The sequence below is a fragment of the Streptoverticillium olivoreticuli subsp. olivoreticuli genome (assembly GCF_003391135.1).
Classification (GTDB): domain Bacteria; phylum Actinomycetota; class Actinomycetes; order Streptomycetales; family Streptomycetaceae; genus Streptomyces; species Streptomyces blastmyceticus.
The window spans coordinates 4,760,502-4,782,925 of the sequence record NZ_CP031455.1; the positions used below are offsets into that span (position 1 = coordinate 4,760,502).

General features: G+C 69.4%; 24 protein-coding genes. 17 read left to right on the forward strand and 7 right to left on the reverse strand.

Annotated elements, in window-relative coordinates; genetic code table 11:
- Nucleotides 1-278 precede the first annotated feature (278 nt).
- Nucleotides 279-812 carry an NUDIX hydrolase gene (locus DXZ73_RS20845; protein WP_116212620.1) on the forward strand — a complete coding sequence of 178 codons (534 nt, stop codon included), beginning with the start codon at nt 279-281 and terminating at the stop codon, nt 810-812.
- A 7-nt stretch (nt 813-819) separates the two neighbouring features.
- Here the strand turns inward: DXZ73_RS20845 and DXZ73_RS20850 are convergent, their stop codons facing one another.
- The gene (locus DXZ73_RS20850; RefSeq protein ID WP_116212621.1) at nt 820-2,130 is read right to left on the reverse strand and encodes a hypothetical protein; all 1,311 of its coding nucleotides are present in this window, start codon (nt 2,128-2,130) and stop codon (nt 820-822) included.
- 189 nt (nt 2,131-2,319) lie between these two features.
- On the opposite strand from DXZ73_RS20850, the gene DXZ73_RS20855 reads away from it, so the two are divergent.
- The 5 genes from DXZ73_RS20855 to DXZ73_RS20875 all read left to right on the forward strand — a co-directional run bounded on the left by DXZ73_RS20855 (nt 2,320) and on the right by DXZ73_RS20875 (nt 7,483).
- Nucleotides 2,320-2,679, forward strand: a complete 360-nt coding sequence (locus tag DXZ73_RS20855; RefSeq protein ID WP_116212622.1) for an ATP-binding protein — start codon at nt 2,320-2,322, stop codon at nt 2,677-2,679.
- Nucleotides 2,679-2,891 carry a hypothetical protein gene (locus DXZ73_RS20860; RefSeq protein WP_162890266.1) on the forward strand — a complete coding sequence of 71 codons (213 nt, stop codon included), beginning with the start codon at nt 2,679-2,681 and terminating at the stop codon, nt 2,889-2,891. Before DXZ73_RS20855 ends, DXZ73_RS20860 begins: the two co-directional genes overlap by 1 nt.
- A gap of 582 nt (nt 2,892-3,473) precedes the next feature.
- Nucleotides 3,474-3,773, forward strand: coding sequence for a hypothetical protein (locus DXZ73_RS20865; protein ID WP_240351430.1), 300 nt, complete (start codon nt 3,474-3,476; stop codon nt 3,771-3,773).
- A gap of 546 nt (nt 3,774-4,319) precedes the next feature.
- Nucleotides 4,320-4,733, forward strand: coding sequence for a hypothetical protein (locus DXZ73_RS20870; RefSeq protein WP_116215744.1), 414 nt, complete (start codon nt 4,320-4,322; stop codon nt 4,731-4,733).
- Nucleotides 4,734-4,966: 233 nt separating this feature from the next.
- On the forward strand, nt 4,967-7,483 hold the full coding sequence (locus DXZ73_RS20875) for a tetratricopeptide repeat protein (protein ID WP_116215745.1): 2,517 nt from the start codon (nt 4,967-4,969) through the stop codon (nt 7,481-7,483).
- 45 nt (nt 7,484-7,528) lie between these two features.
- Here DXZ73_RS20875 and DXZ73_RS20880 read toward each other — a convergent pair whose 3' ends face one another.
- The gene (locus DXZ73_RS20880) at nt 7,529-8,302 is read right to left on the reverse strand and encodes a GntR family transcriptional regulator (protein WP_116212624.1); all 774 of its coding nucleotides are present in this window, start codon (nt 8,300-8,302) and stop codon (nt 7,529-7,531) included.
- Nucleotides 8,303-8,460: 158 nt separating this feature from the next.
- Between DXZ73_RS20880 and DXZ73_RS20885 the strand changes: the two genes are divergently transcribed.
- From DXZ73_RS20885 to DXZ73_RS38250, 5 genes are all read left to right on the forward strand, one after another.
- Complete coding sequence (locus DXZ73_RS20885) at nt 8,461-8,814, forward strand: hypothetical protein (RefSeq protein WP_116212625.1); 354 nt, start codon at nt 8,461-8,463, stop codon at nt 8,812-8,814.
- Nucleotides 8,814-10,118: an FtsK/SpoIIIE domain-containing protein gene (locus tag DXZ73_RS20890; protein WP_116212626.1), complete on the forward strand. Its 1,305-nt coding sequence runs from the start codon at nt 8,814-8,816 to the stop codon at nt 10,116-10,118. Before DXZ73_RS20885 ends, DXZ73_RS20890 begins: the two co-directional genes overlap by 1 nt.
- Nucleotides 10,115-10,312: a hypothetical protein gene (locus DXZ73_RS20895; RefSeq protein WP_116212627.1), complete on the forward strand. Its 198-nt coding sequence runs from the start codon at nt 10,115-10,117 to the stop codon at nt 10,310-10,312. The genes DXZ73_RS20890 and DXZ73_RS20895 overlap by 4 nt, the downstream gene beginning before the upstream one ends.
- A 289-nt stretch (nt 10,313-10,601) precedes the next feature.
- Nucleotides 10,602-11,972 (forward strand): replication initiator, encoded by a 1,371-nt coding sequence (locus tag DXZ73_RS20900; RefSeq protein WP_116212628.1) that lies wholly within the window; start codon nt 10,602-10,604, stop codon nt 11,970-11,972.
- Complete coding sequence (locus tag DXZ73_RS38250; protein ID WP_162890267.1) at nt 11,965-12,600, forward strand: hypothetical protein; 636 nt, start codon at nt 11,965-11,967, stop codon at nt 12,598-12,600. Before DXZ73_RS20900 ends, DXZ73_RS38250 begins: the two co-directional genes overlap by 8 nt.
- A 64-nt stretch (nt 12,601-12,664) precedes the next feature.
- Here the strand turns inward: DXZ73_RS38250 and DXZ73_RS20910 are convergent, their stop codons facing one another.
- Nucleotides 12,665-14,422, reverse strand: coding sequence for a recombinase family protein (locus DXZ73_RS20910; RefSeq protein WP_205519197.1), 1,758 nt, complete (start codon nt 14,420-14,422; stop codon nt 12,665-12,667).
- A 198-nt stretch (nt 14,423-14,620) separates the two neighbouring features.
- Here DXZ73_RS20910 and DXZ73_RS20915 point away from each other — a divergent pair, with 198 nt between their 5' ends.
- A complete protein-coding gene (locus tag DXZ73_RS20915) occupies nt 14,621-15,190 on the forward strand; it encodes a hypothetical protein (RefSeq protein ID WP_116212631.1) in 570 nt (189 codons plus the stop codon).
- 31 nt (nt 15,191-15,221) lie between these two features.
- On the opposite strand, the gene DXZ73_RS20920 is transcribed toward DXZ73_RS20915, so the two are convergent.
- The 3 genes from DXZ73_RS20920 to DXZ73_RS38255 form a co-directional block, all read right to left on the reverse strand.
- Entirely contained in the window at nt 15,222-15,950 is a 729-nt protein-coding gene (locus DXZ73_RS20920) for a GAF and ANTAR domain-containing protein (RefSeq protein WP_338059131.1), read from the reverse strand.
- 5 nt (nt 15,951-15,955) lie between these two features.
- Nucleotides 15,956-16,687 carry a GAF and ANTAR domain-containing protein gene (locus DXZ73_RS20925; protein ID WP_116212633.1) on the reverse strand — a complete coding sequence of 244 codons (732 nt, stop codon included), beginning with the start codon at nt 16,685-16,687 and terminating at the stop codon, nt 15,956-15,958.
- A gap of 68 nt (nt 16,688-16,755) precedes the next feature.
- Nucleotides 16,756-17,139, reverse strand: coding sequence for an STAS domain-containing protein (locus tag DXZ73_RS38255; protein WP_162890268.1), 384 nt, complete (start codon nt 17,137-17,139; stop codon nt 16,756-16,758).
- 474 nt (nt 17,140-17,613) lie between these two features.
- On the opposite strand from DXZ73_RS38255, the gene DXZ73_RS20935 reads away from it, so the two are divergent.
- From DXZ73_RS20935 to DXZ73_RS20945, 3 genes are all read left to right on the forward strand, one after another.
- Entirely contained in the window at nt 17,614-17,949 is a 336-nt protein-coding gene (locus DXZ73_RS20935; RefSeq protein WP_116212635.1) for a YnfA family protein, read from the forward strand.
- 91 nt (nt 17,950-18,040) lie between these two features.
- On the forward strand, nt 18,041-18,805 hold the full coding sequence (locus DXZ73_RS20940; RefSeq protein WP_116212636.1) for an SDR family NAD(P)-dependent oxidoreductase: 765 nt from the start codon (nt 18,041-18,043) through the stop codon (nt 18,803-18,805).
- A gap of 113 nt (nt 18,806-18,918) precedes the next feature.
- Nucleotides 18,919-19,299: a VOC family protein gene (locus DXZ73_RS20945; protein ID WP_116212637.1), complete on the forward strand. Its 381-nt coding sequence runs from the start codon at nt 18,919-18,921 to the stop codon at nt 19,297-19,299.
- Nucleotides 19,300-19,321: 22 nt separating this feature from the next.
- Here the strand turns inward: DXZ73_RS20945 and DXZ73_RS20950 are convergent, their stop codons facing one another.
- On the reverse strand, nt 19,322-20,515 hold the full coding sequence (locus DXZ73_RS20950) for an RtcB family protein (RefSeq protein ID WP_116212638.1): 1,194 nt from the start codon (nt 20,513-20,515) through the stop codon (nt 19,322-19,324).
- Nucleotides 20,516-20,725: 210 nt separating this feature from the next.
- Here DXZ73_RS20950 and DXZ73_RS20955 point away from each other — a divergent pair, with 210 nt between their 5' ends.
- Nucleotides 20,726-21,571 carry a hypothetical protein gene (locus tag DXZ73_RS20955; protein ID WP_116212639.1) on the forward strand — a complete coding sequence of 282 codons (846 nt, stop codon included), beginning with the start codon at nt 20,726-20,728 and terminating at the stop codon, nt 21,569-21,571.
- A gap of 134 nt (nt 21,572-21,705) precedes the next feature.
- Nucleotides 21,706-22,419 (forward strand): DUF3558 domain-containing protein, encoded by a 714-nt coding sequence (locus tag DXZ73_RS20960; protein WP_116212640.1) that lies wholly within the window; start codon nt 21,706-21,708, stop codon nt 22,417-22,419.
- Nucleotides 22,420-22,424: the final 5 nt, after the last annotated feature.

The following is a 22,424-nucleotide window of genomic DNA, read 5'->3' on the forward strand; positions in this document are numbered from 1 at the left end:
TGGCCACGCGGGCGCGCGCGGGAGCCCCTTCTACGTACTCATCTGCCATGCCGACAGGGTACGTCCCGGGCTATCTGCGCCGGGTCGGCCCGGTATCCGGCACACCCCTGACGCATTAGGGACCGTCTGCACAGACAGCTTGATGCGCCCTTGATCAAGCACCGGGTCCGCGGATATCCCGGCCGCGCTCATCGTCAGTCAGCGATGTTGATCGCACTCCTCCACCCTCGCACCGGCCTCTGGGATGCTGGGCGTTGACGGCGAGAGGGGCAACACGCATGCAGTGGAAGACCTATGGCGAACGACAGATCTATACGAATTCCTGGGTGAACCTGTGCCTTGTCGATGTTGAGCAGCCCGACGGGCGGCGCTGGGAGCATCACGTGGTGCGGCTTCGCCACCTGGCCGTGGCGGCGGTGGTCAACGACCGGCGTGAGGTCCTGATGATGTGGCGCCACCGCTTCATCACGGACGCGTGGGCGTGGGAGCTGCCCATGGGGTTGATCGAAGAGGGAGAGACCCCCGAAGAGGCTGCCGCTCGCGAGGTCGAGGAAGAGACCGGCTGGCGGCCTGGGCCGATCAAGCCGCTGATCTACGCCGAGCCCGCGAACGGGATCACGGACTCGCAGCACCACGTGTTCCGGGCCGATGGCGCCACGTACATCGGGCCGCCGACAGAGAAGAACGAGTCCGACCGGATCGAGTGGATCCCGTTGGAGCAGGTGCGCGGCATGATCGACCGTCGCGAGATCGTCAGCAGCGGCTCACTCGTCGGTCTGCTCTACGTGCTCATGGATGAATCGATTCGCTGACCGGCCCTCACCGGAGGGCGGCCCGCATCTGCGTCTCGAACGCCCTGACCGCGGGCGCCTTCCGGTGAGGCACCAGCAACTCGTGGAACTCCCGGAGGTGCCCTGTGACCCTCTCGGAGTCGACAGCTGAAGCGATCTCCAGTGCGCCGCCTGCGGTGTGGCACGCCTGGTCGAGGTTGCCGCGTTGCAGTTGGATGTTCGCCAGCCAGAACGAGTGGAAGGCGCGGCCGCGGTGATTGCCCGAGTGCCCGCGCCTCAGAGCCTCGGCCACGAGCGGCTCGGCGGCGTCGGCTTCCCCGAGTCGACCGTGGGCGATGCCGGTGTCCACGATCAGCTTGGGCTCATCGAAGTACGTGACCCACGACGGATCGTCGTCCGCGTCGGAGATCCGCTCGAAGTGGCTGTGCGCGTCCTTGATCGCGGCGTGGGTGGCCGAGCGGTCGCTCATGGACGCGTGGGCGAACGCTTCCCTCATGGACAGCATCGACATGACGCGCGGCGTACCGCCGTGCCATCGGGCGCAGTCCTGGGCCGCGGTCGAGAGCGCGACCGCGTCCGCCGGGCGGTCTTCGTAGGTCGCTTGCAGGCTCATGCACGAGAGCACGTTGGCCATGAAGGGGCGGTCATCGACGGCCTTGGCCAGTTGCAGTGCCTCGGCGAAGTAGGTGCGGGCCTGGCTGTACTGCCGGGCGTCGAAGTACGTCCAGCCGGTCAGCCGTGCCAGCTCCGCAGCGACGCCGTAGAGGTTGCGGCGGTACTCGCCTTCGCCGGCTTCCTTCAGCAGTTCCACGACGTAGCGCAGCTGTCCTACGACGGCGGGGCGGAGCGTCTCACCGCCGTGTTCGTCGTCGCGTCGCCAGTAGTCCTCGATCGAGGAGTGGAGCGCACGGACCGTGGACGGGCTGAGCCTGGGACCGGCGGCCACGGCAAGGATGCTGTCCAGATCCGCGCCGGGGAGCGCACAGACCGGGTCGGCGGGGGCAGACAGGGCTACGCCCGCGGGCCGGTACGAGGGGGTGGCGACAGGTGGCGGCTCCCAGTCCCGGCGGGCCAGCCCGAGCATGTGGCCAGGGATGCGCAGGCCATCGGCGATCCGCTCGATGACGTTCATGTCCCTGATCCCGCGTGGACCGACGATGATCTCGCCGATGCGGCTCTGCGTCATGTCGACAAGGCGCGAGATGCGCGCATTGTTGAACCCGGCGCGATTGGCAAGCTTGAAGATCTTCCCGAAGTCGCGCTCACGACAGGCCGCGACCATGGCCGGGCTGGACAGCAACTGCGCCGGTAATCCCACTGGTTGCGAAGGCTGAGGCATGCGGGTGCTCCGAGTCGGGTGACCTGCACTGGTCGTCTCTACGGTGCCGCCTGAGGTGATGCTACCCACTGTGGGTATCCCAATGGGCCTTATTGCGGCCCCTGCGCAACCGCGACGCTGTGAGGCATGGAGCAGACAGTTGTTTCTACGAACGGGCAGGCTGTGGTGCGGCGTTGGTCGCCACGCCCGATGTCCGTCAGACGCGCGCGGGGCGAACTGGGCAGTGCCCTGGCGAATTGGGGTCTCGCGGCGATCGAGGACGCGGCGCTCCTGGTGCTCTCCGAGCTGATGACGAACGCCGTCGTCCACGCCCGCGTGCCGCCGGGGCGGGAGATCGAGACGCAGTTCCTCCCTCAGCCCAACGGAGTACGCATCCAGGTTGACGACGCCGACGACACGCGCCCTCAGCTCAACGATCAGGGCATGGAGAGCGGCCGGGGCCTCGTCCTGGTGGCCAAGTTGTCGGACCGCTGGGGCGTGAGCGGCCGGAACGGGGTCGGGAAGTCGGTGTGGGCCGTGGTGACGGCACCGCGTGAAGGGTGGGCGTGATGCGCTTGCTGGCGTACATGGTCCAGCGCGGCGACACGGTGACCGTCGGAGACGAGCAGCGGCAGGTGAAGGAAGCCCGCTTGCTCCACCTCTCCCACGGGCGCAGCGAGGTCGTGATGGTGTTCAAGACCGGCCCTTCGATAAGGGTCAACGCGAACGCCGTGACCAGAGTTCAGCGCACTTGGCGGCGGTCACGCCGGGAAGCGCGCTGACGGCAGCCCGGACAGGGCCCGGTCAGCCTCGATAGGTAGGGCGCGGTCGTCAGGCAGGAAGGACGCCTGCGCCTCCTCAACTCCCCCGGCACGGAACGCCCGCAGCACGGCCCCCAACGCGCCGCGCTGCGGACGCTCGCCGTCAAACGTGCCGGGAGGGGATGGCGGCGGTTGCCTGCTCCAGCCGCTGCCAGCGGTCCGGCCTCTTGGTGACGTACGGAACCAGGGGCCGGACCGCGCGCAGCAACCAGACCGGGCGCGGTGGCCGATTCCTCGGAGGGATGGCGGCCTCGTCCTTGATTCCTCGGTACGGGTCTCCACCGCTTGGCAGGTCAGCCCGTTCTTGAGGGAGGCGGTGTTGTCCGTGCACCGCCTGCGGTCTTGCTCCGGGTGGTTACCGGAGCAAGACCGCACACACCAGACATGAGACCGGACCACCCCTGATTCCTTGGCAGGTGGGGGTGGTCCGGAAGGGATCTCGAGGACCCCGGTGCCGATGGTACCGGGGCACTCGTCGTGTGTTCGTGCGATGCCCCGACAAGATCCAGAATCAGTCAAGATTCTTTGAGGGGTGGCGAGTTGATGTCCGGGCCGGGTGATGAGGCGTTCGAGATCGGCAACGTGGAGTTCGGGGCTGAGGAGTTCGACCCGGACGCGGCGCTGTGGGTGCGCGGGGTCGACTACGTGACGGGCTGGGCTGCGGCGCGCGACGCGGCGGCGGAGCTCGGTCAGGCGCTGGTGTCGGCTGGCGTGGAGGCGTCTGGGGTGCGGTTGCGGGCGGGCTCGGCGGCGGACGGCTCGGGTGTGGTGCGGCTGGAGCTGTCGACGGCGGCGGCCGTGGAGGTGACGCGGCTGGCTGCGCGGTTCGGGAAGGCGAGCTGATCGGGCTTTGCGGGCCTCGGCCGTGGTGGACCTGGTCGTGGATGTCGACGGGTGCTGCGGTGCTGGCCAGCTTGGGCCTCGGCCACGGAAAGCCAGCCGAGACGGCGGGGCGGCCGGACGATCAAGCGCGCGTGTGCTTCCAGCAACCGCCCACTCGGCCTGGCCACGTTGTCTGTGCCGTGAAGGGTGCCACGCCTGCTCGACGGCGTTTGGTGCGGACGACCCGAGGGCGCGCGCTGCCGCTCGCGAGCCGTTCGTCGAAGGTCTTCGTGCGGTCGCGGGTGTGCCGGGTTGCGGGCGGTGGGGCGCCCGGCCGGGACCGGCCGTCAGGCCGCAGCCCGGTCCGGGGCGGCCCGGCCGCCCGGCGCGCCGCAGGCGCGCCCTTGAGTAAGTGAAGAAGGTTTCGACCGATCGCGGTTGCGTCTGGGAACTGGGCGCTGCGGTTTTGGCGTTTTGCTGGTCAGGCGGTCTGGCAGGTTCATACGCTCGGGGGACCGTGAGTGCGCCAGGCGGTGCACCGCGGCGGGCGAGGAAAGAGGTGTGGGGATGGATACTGAGATCGTCACGGTGATGGATCAGGTGGGGCCGTACCTGACGGCTGCTCTGGGTGCCTATGGGGTCGGTGTGTTGGGGCGGGCGGAGGATGCCGCTGTCGATGCGACGGCGAATATCGGGCGGCGTGTGCTGCATGCGGTCTGGCGGCGGCGGGGCGCACAGGAGCGTGCAGCACTGGAGGCGGCGGTGCAGGATGTGGCCGCGGAGCCGGGCGATGAGGATGCTGCGGCGGCGTTGCGGCAGCAGATCAAGCGGGCGCTGCGTGAGGACGCTGAGCTGTTGAAGGAGCTGTCCGCGCTGGTGCCGACGGGGCCGGTGACGGTGACGGCGTCCGGTGAGCGGTCCATTGCTGCGCAGACGATCACGACTGCGGTCAGCGGTGACCACAACACCATCCGGCCGTGACCGTACCCAACGCCTCTGGGGAACCCGGGGTTGAAGCGTCGGGGAAGGGTTCGATTGCGGCGCTTGCGGTGGAGCTCGCGGTCACGGGGGACCATGCGCGCTTTGTCACGCTACCGCCGGAAGCCGTGCGCTGGGTGCGGGAGATAGAGGCACCGCCTGGCACGGCCAATCTTCCGGCTTCGGTGTCGGGCGTGTTCGTCGGCCGTGATGACACGCTGGATCTACTGCACTCCATGCTGAGCACGTTGGGTGATGCCGCGGTGACGCAGCCAGCTGCGGTGCACGGTCTGGGGGGCATTGGGAAGAGCACCCTGGCCCTGCACTATGCCCTGCACTACCGCCACAGATACGCCCTGGTGTGGTGGATCAGCGCCGAATCGTCCGAGCTGATCGAGGCCGGTCTCTCAGCCTTGGCAGGACGGCTGTGCCCGCACTGGGCTTACGGTGCAAGCACGGAGGAACGCATCGCGTGGGCCATGACGTGGCTGCAATGGCATCCGGGCTGGCTGCTGATCTTCGACAACGTGGAAGACCCCAACACTCTGCGCCCCTATCTCGGAGCCTTGCCCGGCGGGCACCACCTGGCCACCAGCCGGAAGGCCACCAGTTGGCACACCATCGCCCCCACCCTGCCCCTGGACCTGCTCAGCCCCACCGCGTCCGCCGATCTCTTGTGCGCCCTCGCCTACGACGGCAAAGAAACCAGCGCCGGACAGCGCCAGGAGGCCGAGTACCTTGCGCAGGATCTGGGCTATCTGCCGCTTGCCCTGGAACAGGCCGGCGCCTATCTCCATCAGACGGGCAAGGACATGGCCGCCTACCGGCAGGCCCTGCCACGGATGCTGTCCAAGAGGTCCGACGGCATCGACCCCCAACGCACGGTGTCCCGGGTCTGGGACCAGTCCCTCACCGCCATCACCAAGCGCGACCCTCTGGCCGTGACAGTCCTGGAGGCGATGGCCTGGCTCGCCCCCGACGGCATTCCCCGCGCTCTCCTGACCCCACTCGCTCCCGAGGAGGACCCGGACGCCCTGGACGACGCACTCGGCGTCCTCCACTCCTACAACATGATCACCCTCGCAGGCTCCACACTCAGCATTCACCGCCTCCTGCAAGCCGTCCTGCGCACGAACCTCTCCATAGGCGACGCCCAGATGCCACCGGGAAGATCGGCGGCGGAGCAGGCCCTGCTGTACGCCCTGCCTTCGCCCGACGAGCCCCTGCCTTCAGCCACACGTCAATGGGAAGGGCTCCTGCCGCACATCACAGCGCTCGCCGCCAGCATCCCGACCGGGAGTGCTACCGAAGACACCTTCGAACTCTTCGCCGCGGCAAACAACCACGTACAGCGAGCCGGGCAGATGGCACGTGCCATCCCACTGCTCGCGAGGGACCTGACCGAGTGCGAGCAGGTACTGGGTGACACCCATCCCGACACCCTGACCAGCCGCAACAACCTCGCATACGCGTACCAGGAGGCCGGGAACCTCGCCCGAGCCATCCCCCTATACGAGGCCACACTTGCTCAGCGCGAGCAGGTGCTCGGCGACACCCACCCCCAGACCATGACCAGCCGCAACAACCTCGCATACGTGTACGAGGAGGCCGGGAACCTCGCCCGAGCCATCCCCCTATACGAGGCCGTCCTCGCTCAGCGCGAGCAGGTGCTCGGCGACACCCACCCCGACACCCTGGCCAGCCGCAACAACCTCGCATACGCGTACCAGGAGGCCGGGGATCCCGCCCGGGCCATCCCCCTGTACGAGGCCACACTTGCCCAGTGCGAGCAGGTGCTCGGCGACACCCACCCTGACACTCTGTCCAGCCGCAGCAACCTCGCAGGTGCGTACGGGGAGTCTGGGGATCTCGCCCGGGCCATCCCCTTGCACGAGGCCGTCCTCGCTCAGCGCGAGCAGGTGCTCGGCGACACCCACCCCGACACCCTGGCCAGCCGCAACAACCTCGCAGGTGCGTACGAGGAGGCCGGGAACCTCGCCCGAGCCATCCCCCTATACGAGGCCACACTTGCCCAGTGCGAGCAGGTGCTCGGCGACACCCACCCCCAGACCATGACCAGCCGCAGCAACCTCGCAAGTGCATACAGGAATGCCGGGGATCTCGCCCGAGCCATCCCCCTATACGAGGCCGTCCTCGCTCAGCGCGAGCAGGTGCTCGGCGACACCCACCCCGACACCCTGGCCAGCCGCAACAACCTCGCATACGCGTACCAGGAGGCCGGGGATCCCGCCCGGGCCATCCCCCTGTACGAGGCCACACTTGCCCAGTGCGAGCAGGTGCTCGGCGACACCCACCCTGACACTCTGTCCAGCCGCAGCAACCTCGCAGGTGCGTACGGGGAGTCTGGGGATCTCGCCCGGGCCATCCCCTTGCACGAGGCCGTCCTCGCTCAGCGCGAGCAGGTGCTCGGCGACACCCACCCCGACACCCTGGCCAGCCGCAACAACCTCGCAGGTGCGTACGAGGAGGCCGGGAACCTCGCCCGAGCCATCCCCCTATACGAGGCCACACTTGCCCAGTGCGAGCAGGTGCTCGGCGACACCCACCCCCAGACCATGACCAGCCGCAGCAACCTCGCAAGTGCATACAGGAATGCCGGGGATCTCGCCCGGGCCATCCCCTTGCACGAGGCCGTCCTCGCTCAGCGCGAGCAGGTACTAGGTGACACCCACCCCGACACCCTGACCAGCCGCAACGACCTCGCGAGGGCTCGGGCTGCTGAGTTGGCATAGGCTCATCACTCACGTGAGTCTCATCCCCGCGGAGGGGTAAGAAGCTCAGGCGCGGGCGCGGCGGGCAGGGGCCTTGTCCGGCGTGATGCGGTAGGCGAGTTGGGCGCGATCAGCGCTGACGCGGAGCTCTTCGAGAAGCAGCGCCTGGTCGTCGATGCCGTGGGTGATGCGGGTGGTGTGGAGGACGGCGGTGGCGTCGGTGAGCTGGAGGGTGGCGCGTTCGTCGGGCCTGGGGATGCGGGCGCCGACGGTCTCGGACCACCACAGCTTGTGCCCGGCCTTGGCGAGGGCCGCGTAGATCTCCGTCGGCTGGCTGTCCGGGGCCTCACCCAGCCCCGTCCCCTCGGCCGTGGCGAACGGGATCAGGATCCGGTGCATGAGGCGTGTGCCGGTCTTGGGGTCGATCAGTAGCCAGTCGCAGGCGAAGAGCGCTTCCCCCTCGTCCAGGCCCAGTTGGGGGCCGGTGACTGCCGTGGCGGTGGTGCGGTAGGCAGCCGGTTCCTCGACCGGCTCCCACACCTCGTCACCGAGGACGCTGAACGTGCGGCCGGTGCTGGCGACGGACCGGTTGATGGTGTTGACCGGTGCGGGCAGGGCGCGGACGTAGCTGCCCTTGCCGTGGATGACCTCGATCAGTCCCTCGGAGCGCAGGGCGGCGACGGCGTTGCGCACGGTCGGACGGGAGACCCCGTAGCGGTCCATGAGCTGGGACTCGGAGGGGACGGGTGCGCCGGGCGGGATCTCGCCCGCGGTGATGGCGTTGCGGATCTCGGCGGCGACCTGCTGGTACAGGGCGCCGGGTCGCTGGATCTCTCCCACTGTCGAACTCCCTTTGCGTGAACGGGCCGTTGGTCTTACGTCACTCGTCAGCATAAGTGCTTGCGCGCTGGATACAACAGGTGCATAGTCGTCACTCGTCAGCACGAGTGACGTCCTGATGGTGAGGGCGTCTGATTGGCCAAGGAGGCCAACACCCCATGCAGTCCATCCCTGTTGATGTCTCCCGGCTCGGCGTACTGCGGTGCGCTGTCGCGCCGGAACCGAAGCTCACCGGCTTCGAGACCAAGGAAGTCAAGAAGGACAAGGAGGGCAACACGATCTACACCGTGGCCGTCACGGTCCGGCAGGAAGGCCGCCGGATCTCGGTCATCGAAATCTCCGTCACCGGCGAGCCCAAGGGCGTCGTCGAGGGCGGTGAGGTGCGGGTGACGGGCCTGGAGGCGTTCTCCTGGGCCATGGGCGACCGGCACGGCATCAGCTTCCGCGCCGCCGCCATCACCCCCGCCCCCGCCGCCCCGGCCACTGCTGCTTCGAGGGCGGGTGGTGCCTGATGGGACCCATCACCCTGGCGTTCTTACTCGCGGCCGTCGCCTGGGCCGTCGTCGCCGGCGCCCATGTGCGGGAGCGGCACCCGGTGTGGTTCTGGTACCTCACCGGCTACCCCGTCACCGCCGTGCGGGTGGTGCGGACCTGGCGCAAGGTCGCTCAGCTCAACGACCTCGCCGTCTCGCCCCGCCCGTCCCGCGGCCTGGTCGGTGACCTGGTCGTCAAGGGCGAAGCCCTGCGGCCCGTCGCTCCGCGGATCTCGTTTCCCAGGGCGACCCGCACGGGCCTGAGCCTGGAAGTGCGGCTGCATCCGGGTCAGACGCCGGGGCCGTTCATCGCGGCGGCGGACGCCCTGGCCCACGCCTGGCGCGTCCACGCCGTACGTGTCACCTCCCCCGAACGCGGACTCGTCTCCCTGGCCGCCACCGCCGGAGACCCGCTTGAGAGGCCCGGCCTGGCGCACGCGCCTGCGGCGTTGCTGTCGGCGCTGATCGGGATCCTGGAGAGCGGCGGGGCGTGGGTGATGAACCTGCGCCAGGTACCCCACTGGCTGATCGTCGGCGCGACCCAGTCGGGGAAGTCCACGCTCCTTGCCCGGCTGGTGGTGAAGCTCGCCCCGCAACCGGTCGCTCTGGTCGGGATCGACTGCAAGGGCGGTATGGAGCTCGGCCTGTTCGAGCCTCGCCTCTCTGCCCTCACCACCTGCCGGAAGGAGGCTGTGGCAGTGCTCGGCGCGCTCGTTGCCGAGATGCAAGTGCGCATGGAGATCTGCCGGTTCGAAGGGGTCCGCTCGATCTGGGAACTGCCCGACAAGCTCCGCCCCGTGCCCGTCGTCGTCCTCGTCGACGAGCTGGCAGAGCTCTACCTCTCCGACGGCACCAAGGAGTCCAAGGCGGAGGCGGAGAAGTGCTCCGTCCACCTCCTGCGCATCGCCCAGCTCGGCGCGGCCCTCGGCCTGCATCTGGTCGTGGCCGGGCAGCGGGTCGGCTCCGATCTCGGCCCCGGCGTCACCGCCCTGCGCGCCCAGCTCTCCGGCCGCATCTGCCACCGCGTCAACGACCCCGGCACCGCCGAAATGACCCTCGGTGATCTCAATAAGGACGCGGTGACCGTGGCGCAGTCGATCACCTCGGAGGAGAAGGGCGTGGCCGTCTGTACCGGTGCCGATGGCGGCTGGGGCCGGGCCCGCTCCCACCTGACGACGGTGGAAGACGCCCGCAAGACCGCGGCGTCCTGCATGCACCTCACCCCGGAACTCCTGGGCGTGCGGCGGGCGCTGCTGATGGCCGGGGTGGGTGAAGCCACGTGAAGGACACCGCCGTCTTCCCGCTGGTGGTGGTGCTCGGGATCATCACCGTCCTCCTCGTCCGCTCCCGCGACGTGCGCTGGTGGGAAGCCGTACTGATCGGTCTCTTCGGCACCTACCTGGGTCAGACGCCGGTGATCTTCACGATCAACAGCTTCGTGACCTGGTGCCTGTCCGGCTTCACCCACACCCACTGAAGAGGCAGGCCAGCATGCCCATGCGCCCCGTCTGGTGCCCCATCTGCAAGGGCGAACGACGCCGGAAGACCCGCTCCGGCCGGTGGCGGCGCTGCCGCTGCTGCCGCGGCACCGGCACCACCCGCTGAACCCAACACCCGCCCACTGACAGAGAGGACGACCCCATGGACGACCCCGGACCACCAGCCACCATCCGCGCCGCTGTCAGAGCGGCTCACCCCGGGAGATCACCACCATCACCGCGACCACCGCGGCTGACCGGCGCGCCGCCCTCGAACGCGCGGCGCGCCTGCGTCAGCTCTCCGACACCGACCGCGACGCCATCCGCCTCGCCCAGGACCCCCAGTTCCCCCGCTGGCTGGAGCAGATCACCGCCACCGGCGGCTGCGCCCACCCGGTCCACCTCACCGGATCCACCACCACCCGCGACGCGGCCACGGGCGAGATCCTCCACCACTACGACACCCGCGCCGAACCCGGCGAACGGCTCCTGGTCCGCTGCCGCAACCGCCGTCAGAGCGTCTGCGCCCCGTGCTCCCGCCTCCACGCCGGGGACACCTTCCACCTCGTGCGCGCCGGACTCACCGGCGGCAAAACCGTCCCCGACAAGGTCCGTGAACACCCCCGGCTCTTCGTCACCCTCACCGCCCCGTCTTTCGGCCCCGTCCACCACGCCACCACGGACGGGAAGCGCTGCCGCCCCCGGCGCGATGCAGGCGAATGCGACCACGGACGCCCCCTCGGCTGCCTGGCCATCCATGCCACCGGTGACCGGCTCGTCGGGCAACCGCTCTGTCCCGGCTGCTACGACTACCCCGCCCACGTCCTGTGGCACGCACACGCCGGACAGCTCTGGGACCGCTTCACCCGCGCCGTACGACGCCTCCTCGCCTCGGCCGCAGGGCTGGCGCAGTCCCGCTTCCCCGACCACGCCCGGCTCTCCTTCGCCAAGGTCGCCGAGTACCAGAAACGCGCCGCCGTCCACGTCCACGCCATCGTCCGCCTCGACGGCCCGCACGGCCCCGACACCCCGCCCCCGCCCTGGGCCACCACCGACCTCCTCACCACGGCGGTCCATGCCGCGGCCCGCTCCGTCGTCGTCCGCAGCCCGTACAGCCCGGCCGCCGGAGAACACGCCCTCCGCTGGGGAACAGAGCTCGACGCCCGCCCCCTGCGCGCCACCGACAACACCCTCGGCCTGGCCGACGACGCAGTCGCCGCCTACGTCGCCAAGTACGTCACCAAAAGCGCCAGCGACACCGCAGCCGGCACCGACCACAGGCTCCTGACCTGGGACGACATCGCGACCGTCCCCGCCACCCCGCACGTCCGGGCCCTCATCCGCACCTGCTGGCACCTCGGCGGCCTGCCCGAGTACGAACCCCTCCGGCTCCGCTCCTGGGCCCACACCCTCGGCTACCGCGGCCACATCCTCACCAAATCCCGCGCCTACTCCACCACCTACACAGCCCTGCGCACCGAACGAGCCGACCACGAACGCGCCGGACTCCAACTCCCCGACACCCCAGACGCGATCACCGACACCCACTGGCGCTACACCGGCTCCGGCCACACCCCCGGCGCCGCCCTCATCACCGCCGGAATCGCCCAAGACCTCGCCACCAACCGCGAGACCGCCCGCGAGGTGTTGAGTGCCTGATGCCCTCGCAGGCCAACTCCGCTCGGGCCACATCGTGGACAACCTTCCTGTCTCGCTCCCGAGTTGGTGTGTCACAACCAGCGAACCGGACATAGCCAAGGCGGTATCCCGGCTGATGGGAGGACAACCCGAGAGACGGAGAACCGATGGCGGGGATTGCCTGGAGATCCTCACCGACACGGACAAGGTGAGGATCGTCGTGGATACCCCGACCGCAGTTTCCACCGAAATGCGGCTGTGGAAGAGCTCTCAGCTCGTGCACCACTGTGACGGTGCTGAGTTTCTGAGCCCCACGGACAAGCGAGGCACGCCATGCGGTTGCCCTCCGACCTTTGCGGAGCGGAATGCCGCGGCAATGGAATTTCGGGGACCACAGCCAAACTCGGTGATCACGTTCCGCCTGGCTGATGCCACGGCTCTCGGCCTCTTCTTCTACAGATCGACGAGTTGGAAGCTCGCCGAGTCCATGCAAAATGTGACGGCGGCTCTTGAGCGCATCGGTCGCCGAGCGTTGGCGGAACTCGGCATGGAACTCGTCACATGCACCACGAGGAGCGGCACGCGGGTGTCGTACCGAAAACCGGTCATCAAGGTTCTCGGCCCCTGGTACGAAGCGGCATCTGGATAAGGCACTGCACGACGGCCAAGCGAAAGCCCCGAGGAGGATTCCCCCTCGGGGCTTCCTCTGCGCCTTACGCAGCAGCCGTGGTCTCCCCTTGCCGCCGCTGCCCTGCCATCCGAAGCTCCACGCGCTCCTCCGCCCGACAGGTACGGCGACTACCGCCCCTGCCTGCCGCCTTACTCACGCGGACTTCGTCCACGAACAACCCGACCAACATGCGCCGGTCGGCGACGGTGGCGTTCTTCCACCAGGAGCCCTCTCCCAACGGGTCACCATTCGGGTCTTCGGTGTAGGTCCACTCCTCGATCGGAAGCACGGGCACCTCCGGTCCGCCCACGTCCTCGATCCGACGCTCGATCGCTGCGAGGCGGCTCTCCAGCGACTCCTTGTCGGCCAGGAAGCGGGCCCTACCGATCTTGCCCTCGTAGATGCCCGAGTTGAGGTCGTCGTAGAGACGGGTGATGGAGTTGGTGATCTCTGCGCGCTCCCCCGTGAGTGCGGCACGTTCACCGCTCATCTCGGGCCGCTCCATGAGCTTCGCCAGCCTGAGGGTGGCTTCCGCGATGATGGCGAGAGTCTCCGGCTTACCCTCCGCGGTCATGAGGACGGCCATGATCCGGCGGGCCACGTACTCGTCCACCTCCGCCTGGTTGATGGTGAGCCCGCCCTCATGCTTGCCGGCTTCCACCACACCGGACGCCCGGCTGCACTTGTAGACGCCCGGCGAGCCGGTCAAAGGGCGGCCGCACTCGCACTTGAGCTTGTCCATGGCCGTCAAAAGGTACGACGCACTCCAGGTCACCCCCTTCACGCCTTCTCGCCCATCCAGCCACACTTGGAGCTCGAACCACCGAGGAGGAGGGATGAGTGCTTCCCCGATTGAAATGGGCTCGCCTGTCTCATCCCGAAGAATCTTGTAGCCCTCAATCGTCCGGGTGGGGTTTCCTTCCCTGTCCTTTCGATACACCGGATCGGCTGCGAAACCCGCGAGACGAGGATCCGAGAGGACACGCTTCACGGTGGGCGTACGCCACGCGCCGCCATTTTGACTCGGCACCTGATTCACGTTCAGCCAAGTACCGATAGCGCCTACCGAAGCCGGATGCGCGTTCTTCTTCCCCATCCAAGGCTTGTCCTTGAATTCGAAGACGCGGTCCACCATGCGGAGGATCACGCTGCCCTGGTCCGTTCTATCCTCGCTTGCAGGGACGGGACGGAGTAGGCGGATGGTGACGACGACCTCCTTGCCGTCCACCATCCTCTTCTCGGGCACGGGGTAGCTCTCCATCCCGTAGGGCAGAGCCCCGCCCGTCCACCCGCCCAATTGCTTGGCCACACGCTTGGCGCCAGCGATTGATTCGCTCTTGTCCTTGCTGTCCTGGTGCGCCGCATCGAGCCGCATGATCAACATGATGAGTTCCATCGTGTTGTCCGGCGAGAACGACCCCTCCGAAACGGAGGTGATCGTGACCCCGAGCGAGAAAAGCTCAAGGACTACGGGGATTGCGTCCTTCGGCTCCCGGCGAGAGAACCGAGTGACGTTGAAGACGATGATTTCTTGGATCTTGCGGGCGCGGCAATCATTCAGAAGCCGCTCGAAATTCTTGCGCTTCGCGTTCGAGTCGTAGCCGGAAACGCCGATATCGCGATAATGACCCGCGAATTTACAGCCGCGGTCCCGGGCCTTCTTTTCCGTGGCCCTGTCCTGCGTCTGCGGACTGGCTTCCGACTTGTCGGATTTCTTCTTCGACTGACGGGTATACCCTGCTGCTACCCGGAGCACGACTGCAACGTGCTCCGGGTGCCCAGCTTCAGTGGTGTGGGTCACACGGGAACGGTACCCTAACCACCCCAACTCAGTGAAGCTGGGGCTTCATATGGGTAGCTCACGCTAGCCATGGTCTCAGAGCCGCGCACCGAGTCGTCTTCGGGCGTTTCACACGCCGTTCACGGGGGAGGTCTCTGAGACGATGATCGGGTTGCGCGGCGGGGGCTGTGCTGCGTAAAAAAGCGGTCGGGTGGAGATATGCATCGCGGTGGCGGACTGGGCGAGGGCACCGATGACCTGGGGCCCGAGCGAGCCCAGAGGTCACGCGGGGGGCGTCACAGGGGCCGCCGCGAAGAAGACGGCGTGGCAAGCAGCAGGAGTGGTGGCCGAGTGGGGGTGACCTACAAGTACTTCGGGGCGCCCAACAGCGCCGCCGCGGCCAACGTTCCCATTTCCATGCGCCCCGAAGAGCTCGGCGGTGACGAGCTCGGCATGGGCGGCATGTTCACCAAGATCAAGCCGGAGACGATGGCCGCGATGGTCCTCACCGGCATCGAGGGCATACCCCTGCACAAGGTCCCCCCGCTCGAACTGGTCGTTCTCCACCCCGACTACGCCGTCGTCAAGCTCCCGATGACCGTCGTCGACCCGTTGCGCGGAATCGGCGAGGAATCGGTGGGCGCCGCCGCCTTCATCTGGTCCACCGTCCCCGACCGCGGCGGCCCGCGGGACGCGTTCACCGTCTACCAGCTGCTCCGCGAGTGGCAGGACTTCTCCCACCGCCTGCACGAGAACGGCCACCAGCCGTACTGCCTGGTCTGGCCCTGACCGCTCCGGCCCGCCCGGTCCCGTCCGACGGTCAGCGCGGTGCGATCAGGTCGGTGTCCAGGCTGCCCTGCACCACCTCCTGGGCGAGATCCACCAGCCGCAGCTGCCGCGGGCGGGCATAGTTCCGCAGGCTCTCGAAGGCCTCGTCCAGGCCCACCTGCCAGCGCTCGGCCAGCACACCCTTGGCCTGCTCGATCACCACCCGGCTGTGGAGCGCGGCCTGCAACTGCGCCTTGTCGAGGTTGCCCTGCTCGATCGTGCGCTGCTGCAGGATGGCGATCGTGGCCACGTCCGCCAGCGCCTGGGCCAGCTGGACATCGGGCTCGGAGATCCGCCCGCCACGGGAGTCGAAGAGGTTCAGCGCACCGATGACCTGATGCCGCAGCCGCATGGGAATGGCGTGCGTCGTACGGAAACCCGCCGCGCGGGCGCGGGCCGCGAAGGGCCCGAAATCCGACGTCGCCCGGGGGGACGACAGATCGATGTCCAGCTGCGCCTGACCGGTGCGGTAGCACTCCACGCACGGGCCCTGGTCGTGCTGCAGCGCGAACAGCTCCAGCAGCCGGGTGTGCTCGTCCGAAGCGGCGATGACCTGCAACTCGCCATAGGGGTTCACGATCATCACGCCGACGGCTTCGATGTCGAGCAGTTCGACGCAACGAGCGGCGAGCCGGTGCAGGAATTCGATCAGATCGAAGTCGTCGATCAGCGAATCGACGGCCTCGACCAGGATCTCCAGCGTGCGTTGCTGGCTAGCCATGGCCATCATCCCCTTTTCTCGAAAGACGGGTCCGGCCCGTCGTCAGTGTGTCGGAAGCTCAATCGGCGGGACACGACTTCCTCCGCGACCCGCATCAGGGGAAGCTCGTGCCGATAGGCGTGGGCGCGCAGCAGCACCAGGGCCTGGGCGACGGTCACCCGCGCCTGGACGCTGATCATCCCGCTGGCCTGGTGGACGACGGCCCGGTGCAGCTGGGCGCCGGACTCGGCGGAGGCGAACGCCGCGGCGTGCTTCCCGCCGTCCAGCGCCACCGCGGTCACCGCCGCGGCGAGGATCAGGGCGTCGTCCATGGCGACGGCCGTCAGCGGGCCCACGCCGGTCCGCTGCGCGGTCAGTACGCCCAGGCACGCGCCGCCGATCCGCAGGGGGAAGCAGAAGAGGGCGTCCACGCCCAGCCCCGTCAGTGCCGGGAGCAGCGCGGGCCACCGGTCGGGGCGGACCCGCCCCAGATCCGGCTCGACGATCACCGCACAGGATCCCAGGGCGTCCACTCCCGGCCCTTCGCCGAGCGTGTACTGCTCGTCCTCCAGGCGCTCGCTGACACCCGGGGAGGACCACACCAGCTCGCTCAGCGACCCGTCCGTGGCGAGGGAGACCGCGACCCCGTCCACACCCAGGACCCGGGCGCACTCCGCCGGGTCCCCGCCGATCAGTCCGGGGCCCGAGCGTGAGGACATGTCGCGCAGCACGCGGGCCATGCCCGTGCTGGTAGCCACAGATGCCACCCGCTTCCCGGGCCGAACCCCCACACGCCACCCGGAACGGGCGGCCTGTCGCCTTCACCCTACGCCCGGGAGCCCCGGTCGGGACTGCCGTCGAGGGCGTCGAGATCGGCCAAATCCATCAGCGAGGCCACCGGTCCGAAGACCTCCAGCAGATCGGCCAGCCGCATGACCTTCAGCGCCCACGGCCGGGTGCACAGCACCGCGAACCGGCCGCCCGACGCGAGCACTCCGGTGCGGGCCCTGCACATCACGCCCAGGATCGCGCAGTCGAAGAACGTCACCTCGCGCAGGTCCATCACCACGACGGGCTTCTCCAGCGCCAGCAGCCGCACCAGCAGCGCCTCGACCTCCGGCACCGACTCGATGTCGAGCTCACCGGCCAGCCGCAGCACACCCCACCGGCCCACCACACGGATACGCGACGCGCTCTGCCACTCGGTCACGAGTGCTCCCCCTGCGTGGACGGCATGAGACAGCGGCAGGGAAACAGGGCCTTGCACACCGTCGCCACCAAGGTCCGGGGCAGCTGCTACGAAGATACGGGCCACCGCCGCCGCACAAGGGTCAGGACGCGGTTCAGGCTCCCGAAGGTATGAAAATCGCCGGAGACCGCCTTCGGGTGCGGCGATCGGTGGTTGACTCTCGAAGAGTCTGTACCCGCCGATGGCCGAGACCTCACCCACCGGTGCGGCAGACCGCCCGGCCGCCTTCCGGAGAGCCCGCCGCCGTCCTAGGGTGAGCCCGTGGCCCCGGCCCCCGGCCGCCGTCTCCCTCGGACGCGCCGGACGCCTCCCGCCCTGCCGGTCGCCCCGTGGTCGTAGACGGGCCGGCCGGTGCCCCCGTCAGGGGAGGGCGGGGCCACCGGCCGGCTCCGGTCGACGCGCTCACAGCCCCGCCCGGCACGTAGCGTGCCTCCCATGCTCACCTTCCGCTCCATCGCCCTCTTCCTCGTCGCCGCGCTCCTGGAGATCGGCGGCGCCTGGCTCGTCTGGCAGGGCGTGCGGGAGCACAGGGGCTGGGCGTGGATCGGCGCCGGGGTGATCGCCCTCGGCGCGTACGGCTTCGTCGCCACGCTCCAGCCGGACGCCGAGTTCGGCCGCATCCTCGCCGCGTACGGCGGGGTCTTCGTCGCCGGGTCCCTCGCCTGGGGCATGGTCGCGGACGGCTACCGCCCCGACCGCTACGACGTGGCCGGCGCGCTGGTCTGCCTCGCCGGGGTCGCGATCATCATGTACGCGCCGCGCGGCCGCTGACGCCGCCCGCGCACCGGCCGGGACGGCCGCTCGAACAGCGCCCGCATATCCTGCGAGCGGATCCCGCACGCCGCACTCCAGGAGGCCCACCATGAGCACCCGCACCGCTGTCATCACGGGCGCGAGCAGCGGCATCGGTGCCGCCACCGCCCGGCAGCTGGCCGCCGCGGGCCACCGCGTCGTCCTCACCGCCCGCCGCAAGGACCGTATCGAGGCCCTGGCCGCGGAGCTCACCGCGGCGGGCCACGAGGCGGTCGCCCACGAGCTCGACGTCACCGACCGCGCGGCCGTCCTGGCCTTCGCCGACCGGCTGGACGACTTCGAGTCCGTCGACGTCCTGGTCAACAACGCCGGCGGCGCGCTCGGCGCCGACCCCGTCGCGACCGCCGACCCCGCGGACTGGCGCACGATGTACGAGGTCAACGTGCTCGGCGTGCTCAACCTGACCCAGGCGCTGCTCCCCCGCCTCGTGCGGAGCGGGGACGGCACCGTGCTGATCGTCTCCTCCACCGCCGGGCTCGGCACCTACGAGGGCGGCGGCGGCTATGTCGCGGCCAAGCACGGCGCGCACGTCATCGCCGAGACGCTGCGGCTGGAGCTGTGCGGGCAGCCGGTGCGGGTCGTCGAGATCGCCCCGGGCATGGTGAAGACGGACGGGTTCGCCGTCACCCGCTTCCGCGGCGACGAGGAGAAGGCCGCCGCGGTCTACGCCGGGGTCGCCGAGCCGCTGACGGCCGAGGACGTGGCGGACACCATCACCTGGGCGGTCACCCGCCCCTCGCACGTGAACATCGACCTGCTGGTCGTGCGCCCGCGGGCGCAGGCCGCCAACCACAAGGTGCACCGCGAGGGCTGAACGGGCCCGGGACCTCGGACGCAGGACCGGAGACCGATGACGGGGAAGATCATCAGGAGCTACCTTCGGCACATCGGCCACCACGGGGGACGGCCCGTGCGAAAGGAACTCCCATGCGCGTCACCGGCTTCGACCACCTCGTCCTGAACGTCTCCGACGTCGAGCGGGCCCTCGCCTTCTACTGCGGCCCGCTCGGCCTGGAGCCCGTCCGCGTCGAGGAGTGGCGCGCGGGGAAGGCGCCCTTCCCGTCGGTGCGCGTCTCCGCCACGACCATCATCGACCTGGTCGACCGCGCCCGCGGCGAGTCCAACGTCGACCACATCTGCCTGGTGGTGGAGCCGCTGGACTGGCAGGCGGTGATCGACGCGGGCACCTTCACCGTCGTCGACGGTCCGGGCAAGCGCTACGGCGCCCGCGGCGACGCGGAGTCCGTCTACGTCCTCGACCCGGACGGCAACACGGTGGAGCTGCGCTGGTACCCGCAGGACGCGTGACGCGCCCCGCGGGCCGCGGGCCTCAGCCCTTGACGCAGACGACCTGCTTGAGCTTGGCGACGACCTCGACCAGGTCCTTCTGCTGCTCGATGACCTTCTCGATCGGCTTGTAGGCGCCCGGGATCTCGTCCACGACGCCGGAGTCCTTGCGGCACTCCACGCCCCGCGTCTGCTCCTCCAGGTCCTGGGTGGAGAAGCGCTTCTTCGCGGCGTTGCGGCTCATCTTGCGGCCCGCGCCGTGGGAGGCGGAGTTGAAGGACGCCGCGTTGCCGAGGCCGCGCACGATGTACGAGCCGGTGCCCATCGAGCCCGGGATGATGCCGAAGTCGCCCTCGCCCGCGCGGATCGCCCCCTTGCGGGTGACCAGCAGCTCCTTGCCGTCGTAGGTCTCCTCCGCCACGTAGTTGTGGTGGCAGGAGATCACGGGCTCGAAGGTCGGCTTCGCCTTCACGAACTCCCTGCGGACCACGTCCTGGAAGAGCGCCATCATGATCTCGCGGTTGTGCTTCGCGTACTCCTGGGCCCAGAAGAGGTCGTGCCGGTAGGCCGCCATCTGCGGGGTGTCGGAGACGAAGACGGCGAGGTCACGGTCGATCAGGTCCTGGTTGTGCGGCAGCTTCCGGGCCTGGCCGATGTGGTACTCGGCGAGCTCCTTGCCGATGTTCCGGGAGCCGGAGTGCAGCATCAGCCAGACCGCGCCCGTCTCGTCGAGACAGAACTCGATGAAGTGGTTACCGGATCCGAGCGAACCCATCTGCTTCACCGCGCGGTCCTGACGGAACTTGACCGCCTCGGCCACTCCGCCGAACCGCCGCCAGAAGTCCGCCCACCCCGCCGTCGGCACGCCGTGCAGCCGGCCCGGGTCCACCGGGTCGTCGTGCATCCCCCGGCCCACCGGGATCGCCGCCTCGATCTTCGAGCGCAGCCGGGACAGGTCCGCCGGGAGGTCGTCCGCCGTCAGGGACGTCCGGACCGCCGACATGCCGCAGCCGATGTCCACGCCGACCGCCGCCGGGCACACCGCGCCCCGCATCGCGATCACCGAGCCGACCGTGGCGCCCTTGCCGAAGTGGACGTCCGGCATCACCGCGAGGCCCTCGATCCAGGGCAGGGTGGAGACGTTGCGGAGTTGCTGCATGGCAACGCCCTCGACCGTGGCCGGGTCGGCCCACATGCGGATCGGTACACGGACGCCGGGTACCTCGGTGTAGGACATCGTTTTCCTCATAACCCCGTAAAAGCAAGATAACGCAAAAGCCGGACAAATCTGACGATTCACGACAGGGAACCGGCAGACCGGGCGGCACGTGCGGTAGACATACCTTCCAGCCGCCGCCTTCCCGGCGGCAACCCGTTTTCGCGCGAGCACCCGCGTGAGCGCGACGGGCGAGGGCGACGAGCCGCAGGGCGAAGGGAGCCACGGACAGTGCAGCGAAGGGCGTACGCACCGGCCGCCGCACTGGCTGCGGCACTGCTCGCGGTGGTCGTCACCGCCTGCGGCGGCTCCTCCGGCGGCCACGGCGGGGGCGACGACGCGAAGACCGGCCGCACCGGTTCGACGGCCCCGGCCGGGGAACCGGGCAAATACCGCAGCCTCCCCGAGCCCTGCGGCTATGTGAACCGGGACACCCTGCGCCGCATGCTGCCCGCCGGCGACGACGACAGCGACCCCGAGCTCCGGAAGCTCTACCGCGGCCAGGCCGCCATCACCTACGACACCGACCGCCGCGTCGGCTGCCGCTGGAAGCTGGAGACCCCGGAGGGCACCCGGCACCTGTCGGTCGACTTCGAGCGCGTGGTGTCGTACCAGCCGGGGGTCAGCGACGAGGAGCGGGCGCAGGAGCTCTACGCGCGCCAGGCGACCGCCGCGAAGATCCCCAGCTCCTCCGCTTCGGCGTCCCCCTCCACCCCCTCGCCCTCGCCCTCCGCGAGCGCGGGCACGCACCCGCAGGGCGGCGCCGCCACCGGCTCGCCCTCCCCCGGCGCCGCCACGGGCCCCTCCGCCCCGGGCTCCCCCTCCGCCGACCCCCGCTTCCTCCCCCGCGTCCTCGACGACCTCGGCGACGACGCGTTCATCGACGACAAGCTGGTCAGCACGGGGTCGGGCGTGCACCGGGACATCGCGGTGGTCTTCCGGTCCGCGAACATCCTCGTGAGCATCGCCTACGACCAGTGGTCGGCCGACCGGCAGCACATTCCCACCAGCGAAGACCTCCAGGGCAAGGCACACGGCCTGGCCAGGGAACTGGACGCGGGGCACTTCGGCAATTAGCCCGGCGAGTATCGCCCCGCCTCGGCCACCGGCGCTCCCCCGCCGCGTACCGTGCCGAGCAGGGCACCCGGCCACGGACGGCTCGCCCCGGACCGCACACGACCCGCCCCCGACACCGACCGAGTGAAGGACCCATGCACCGAACAGCCCCGCGACTCGCCCGAATCCTCGCCTGCGCCGCAGTACCGGTGATGCTCGTCGCCACCGGCTGCTCGAGCGGCGACTCCGGCTCCAAGAAGGCGACGGCGACGCCGTCCCACTCGGTGACGCCCAGCCCCTCGGCCTCGGTGAAGGCTGCGACGTTCGCCAAGCTGCCCGAGGTGTGCAAGTCCGTCGACGAGAAGACCGTCGACAGCCTGGTGCCGAAGGCGAAGAAGAAGGAGGGCGAGGCGCTCCCCGCGACCGCCCCCAACGACTCCGCCAGCTGTTTCTGGAACGGGCTGAACGGCGAGGACCCCAAGGACCTGCAGTACCGCGGTCTGACGATCTCGCTCAAGCGCTTCTCGGCGGACCCGACGCTCGGCTCGGGCGAGAAGCTCGCCGCGACGTACGTCGGCCAGCGCACGACCAAGGCGGCCACCGAGGACGGCGCCAAGGACGGCAAGACCGAGAAGGTCGGCGGCATCGGCGACGAGGCGAACAGCATCGCCACCGACTACCGCAAGGACAACGACGACTACCGCAACGCGATCGTCGTGACCCGCACCGCCAACGTCGTGATCAGCGTCAAGTACACCGGCGCGGGCTTCGAGGGCGCCAAGAACCCCGACGCGGGCGACCTGATGAAGAACGCCCAGGACGCGGCGAAGCAGGTCGTGGCCTCGGTCGCGGCCGCGAACAAGAAGTAGCCGGA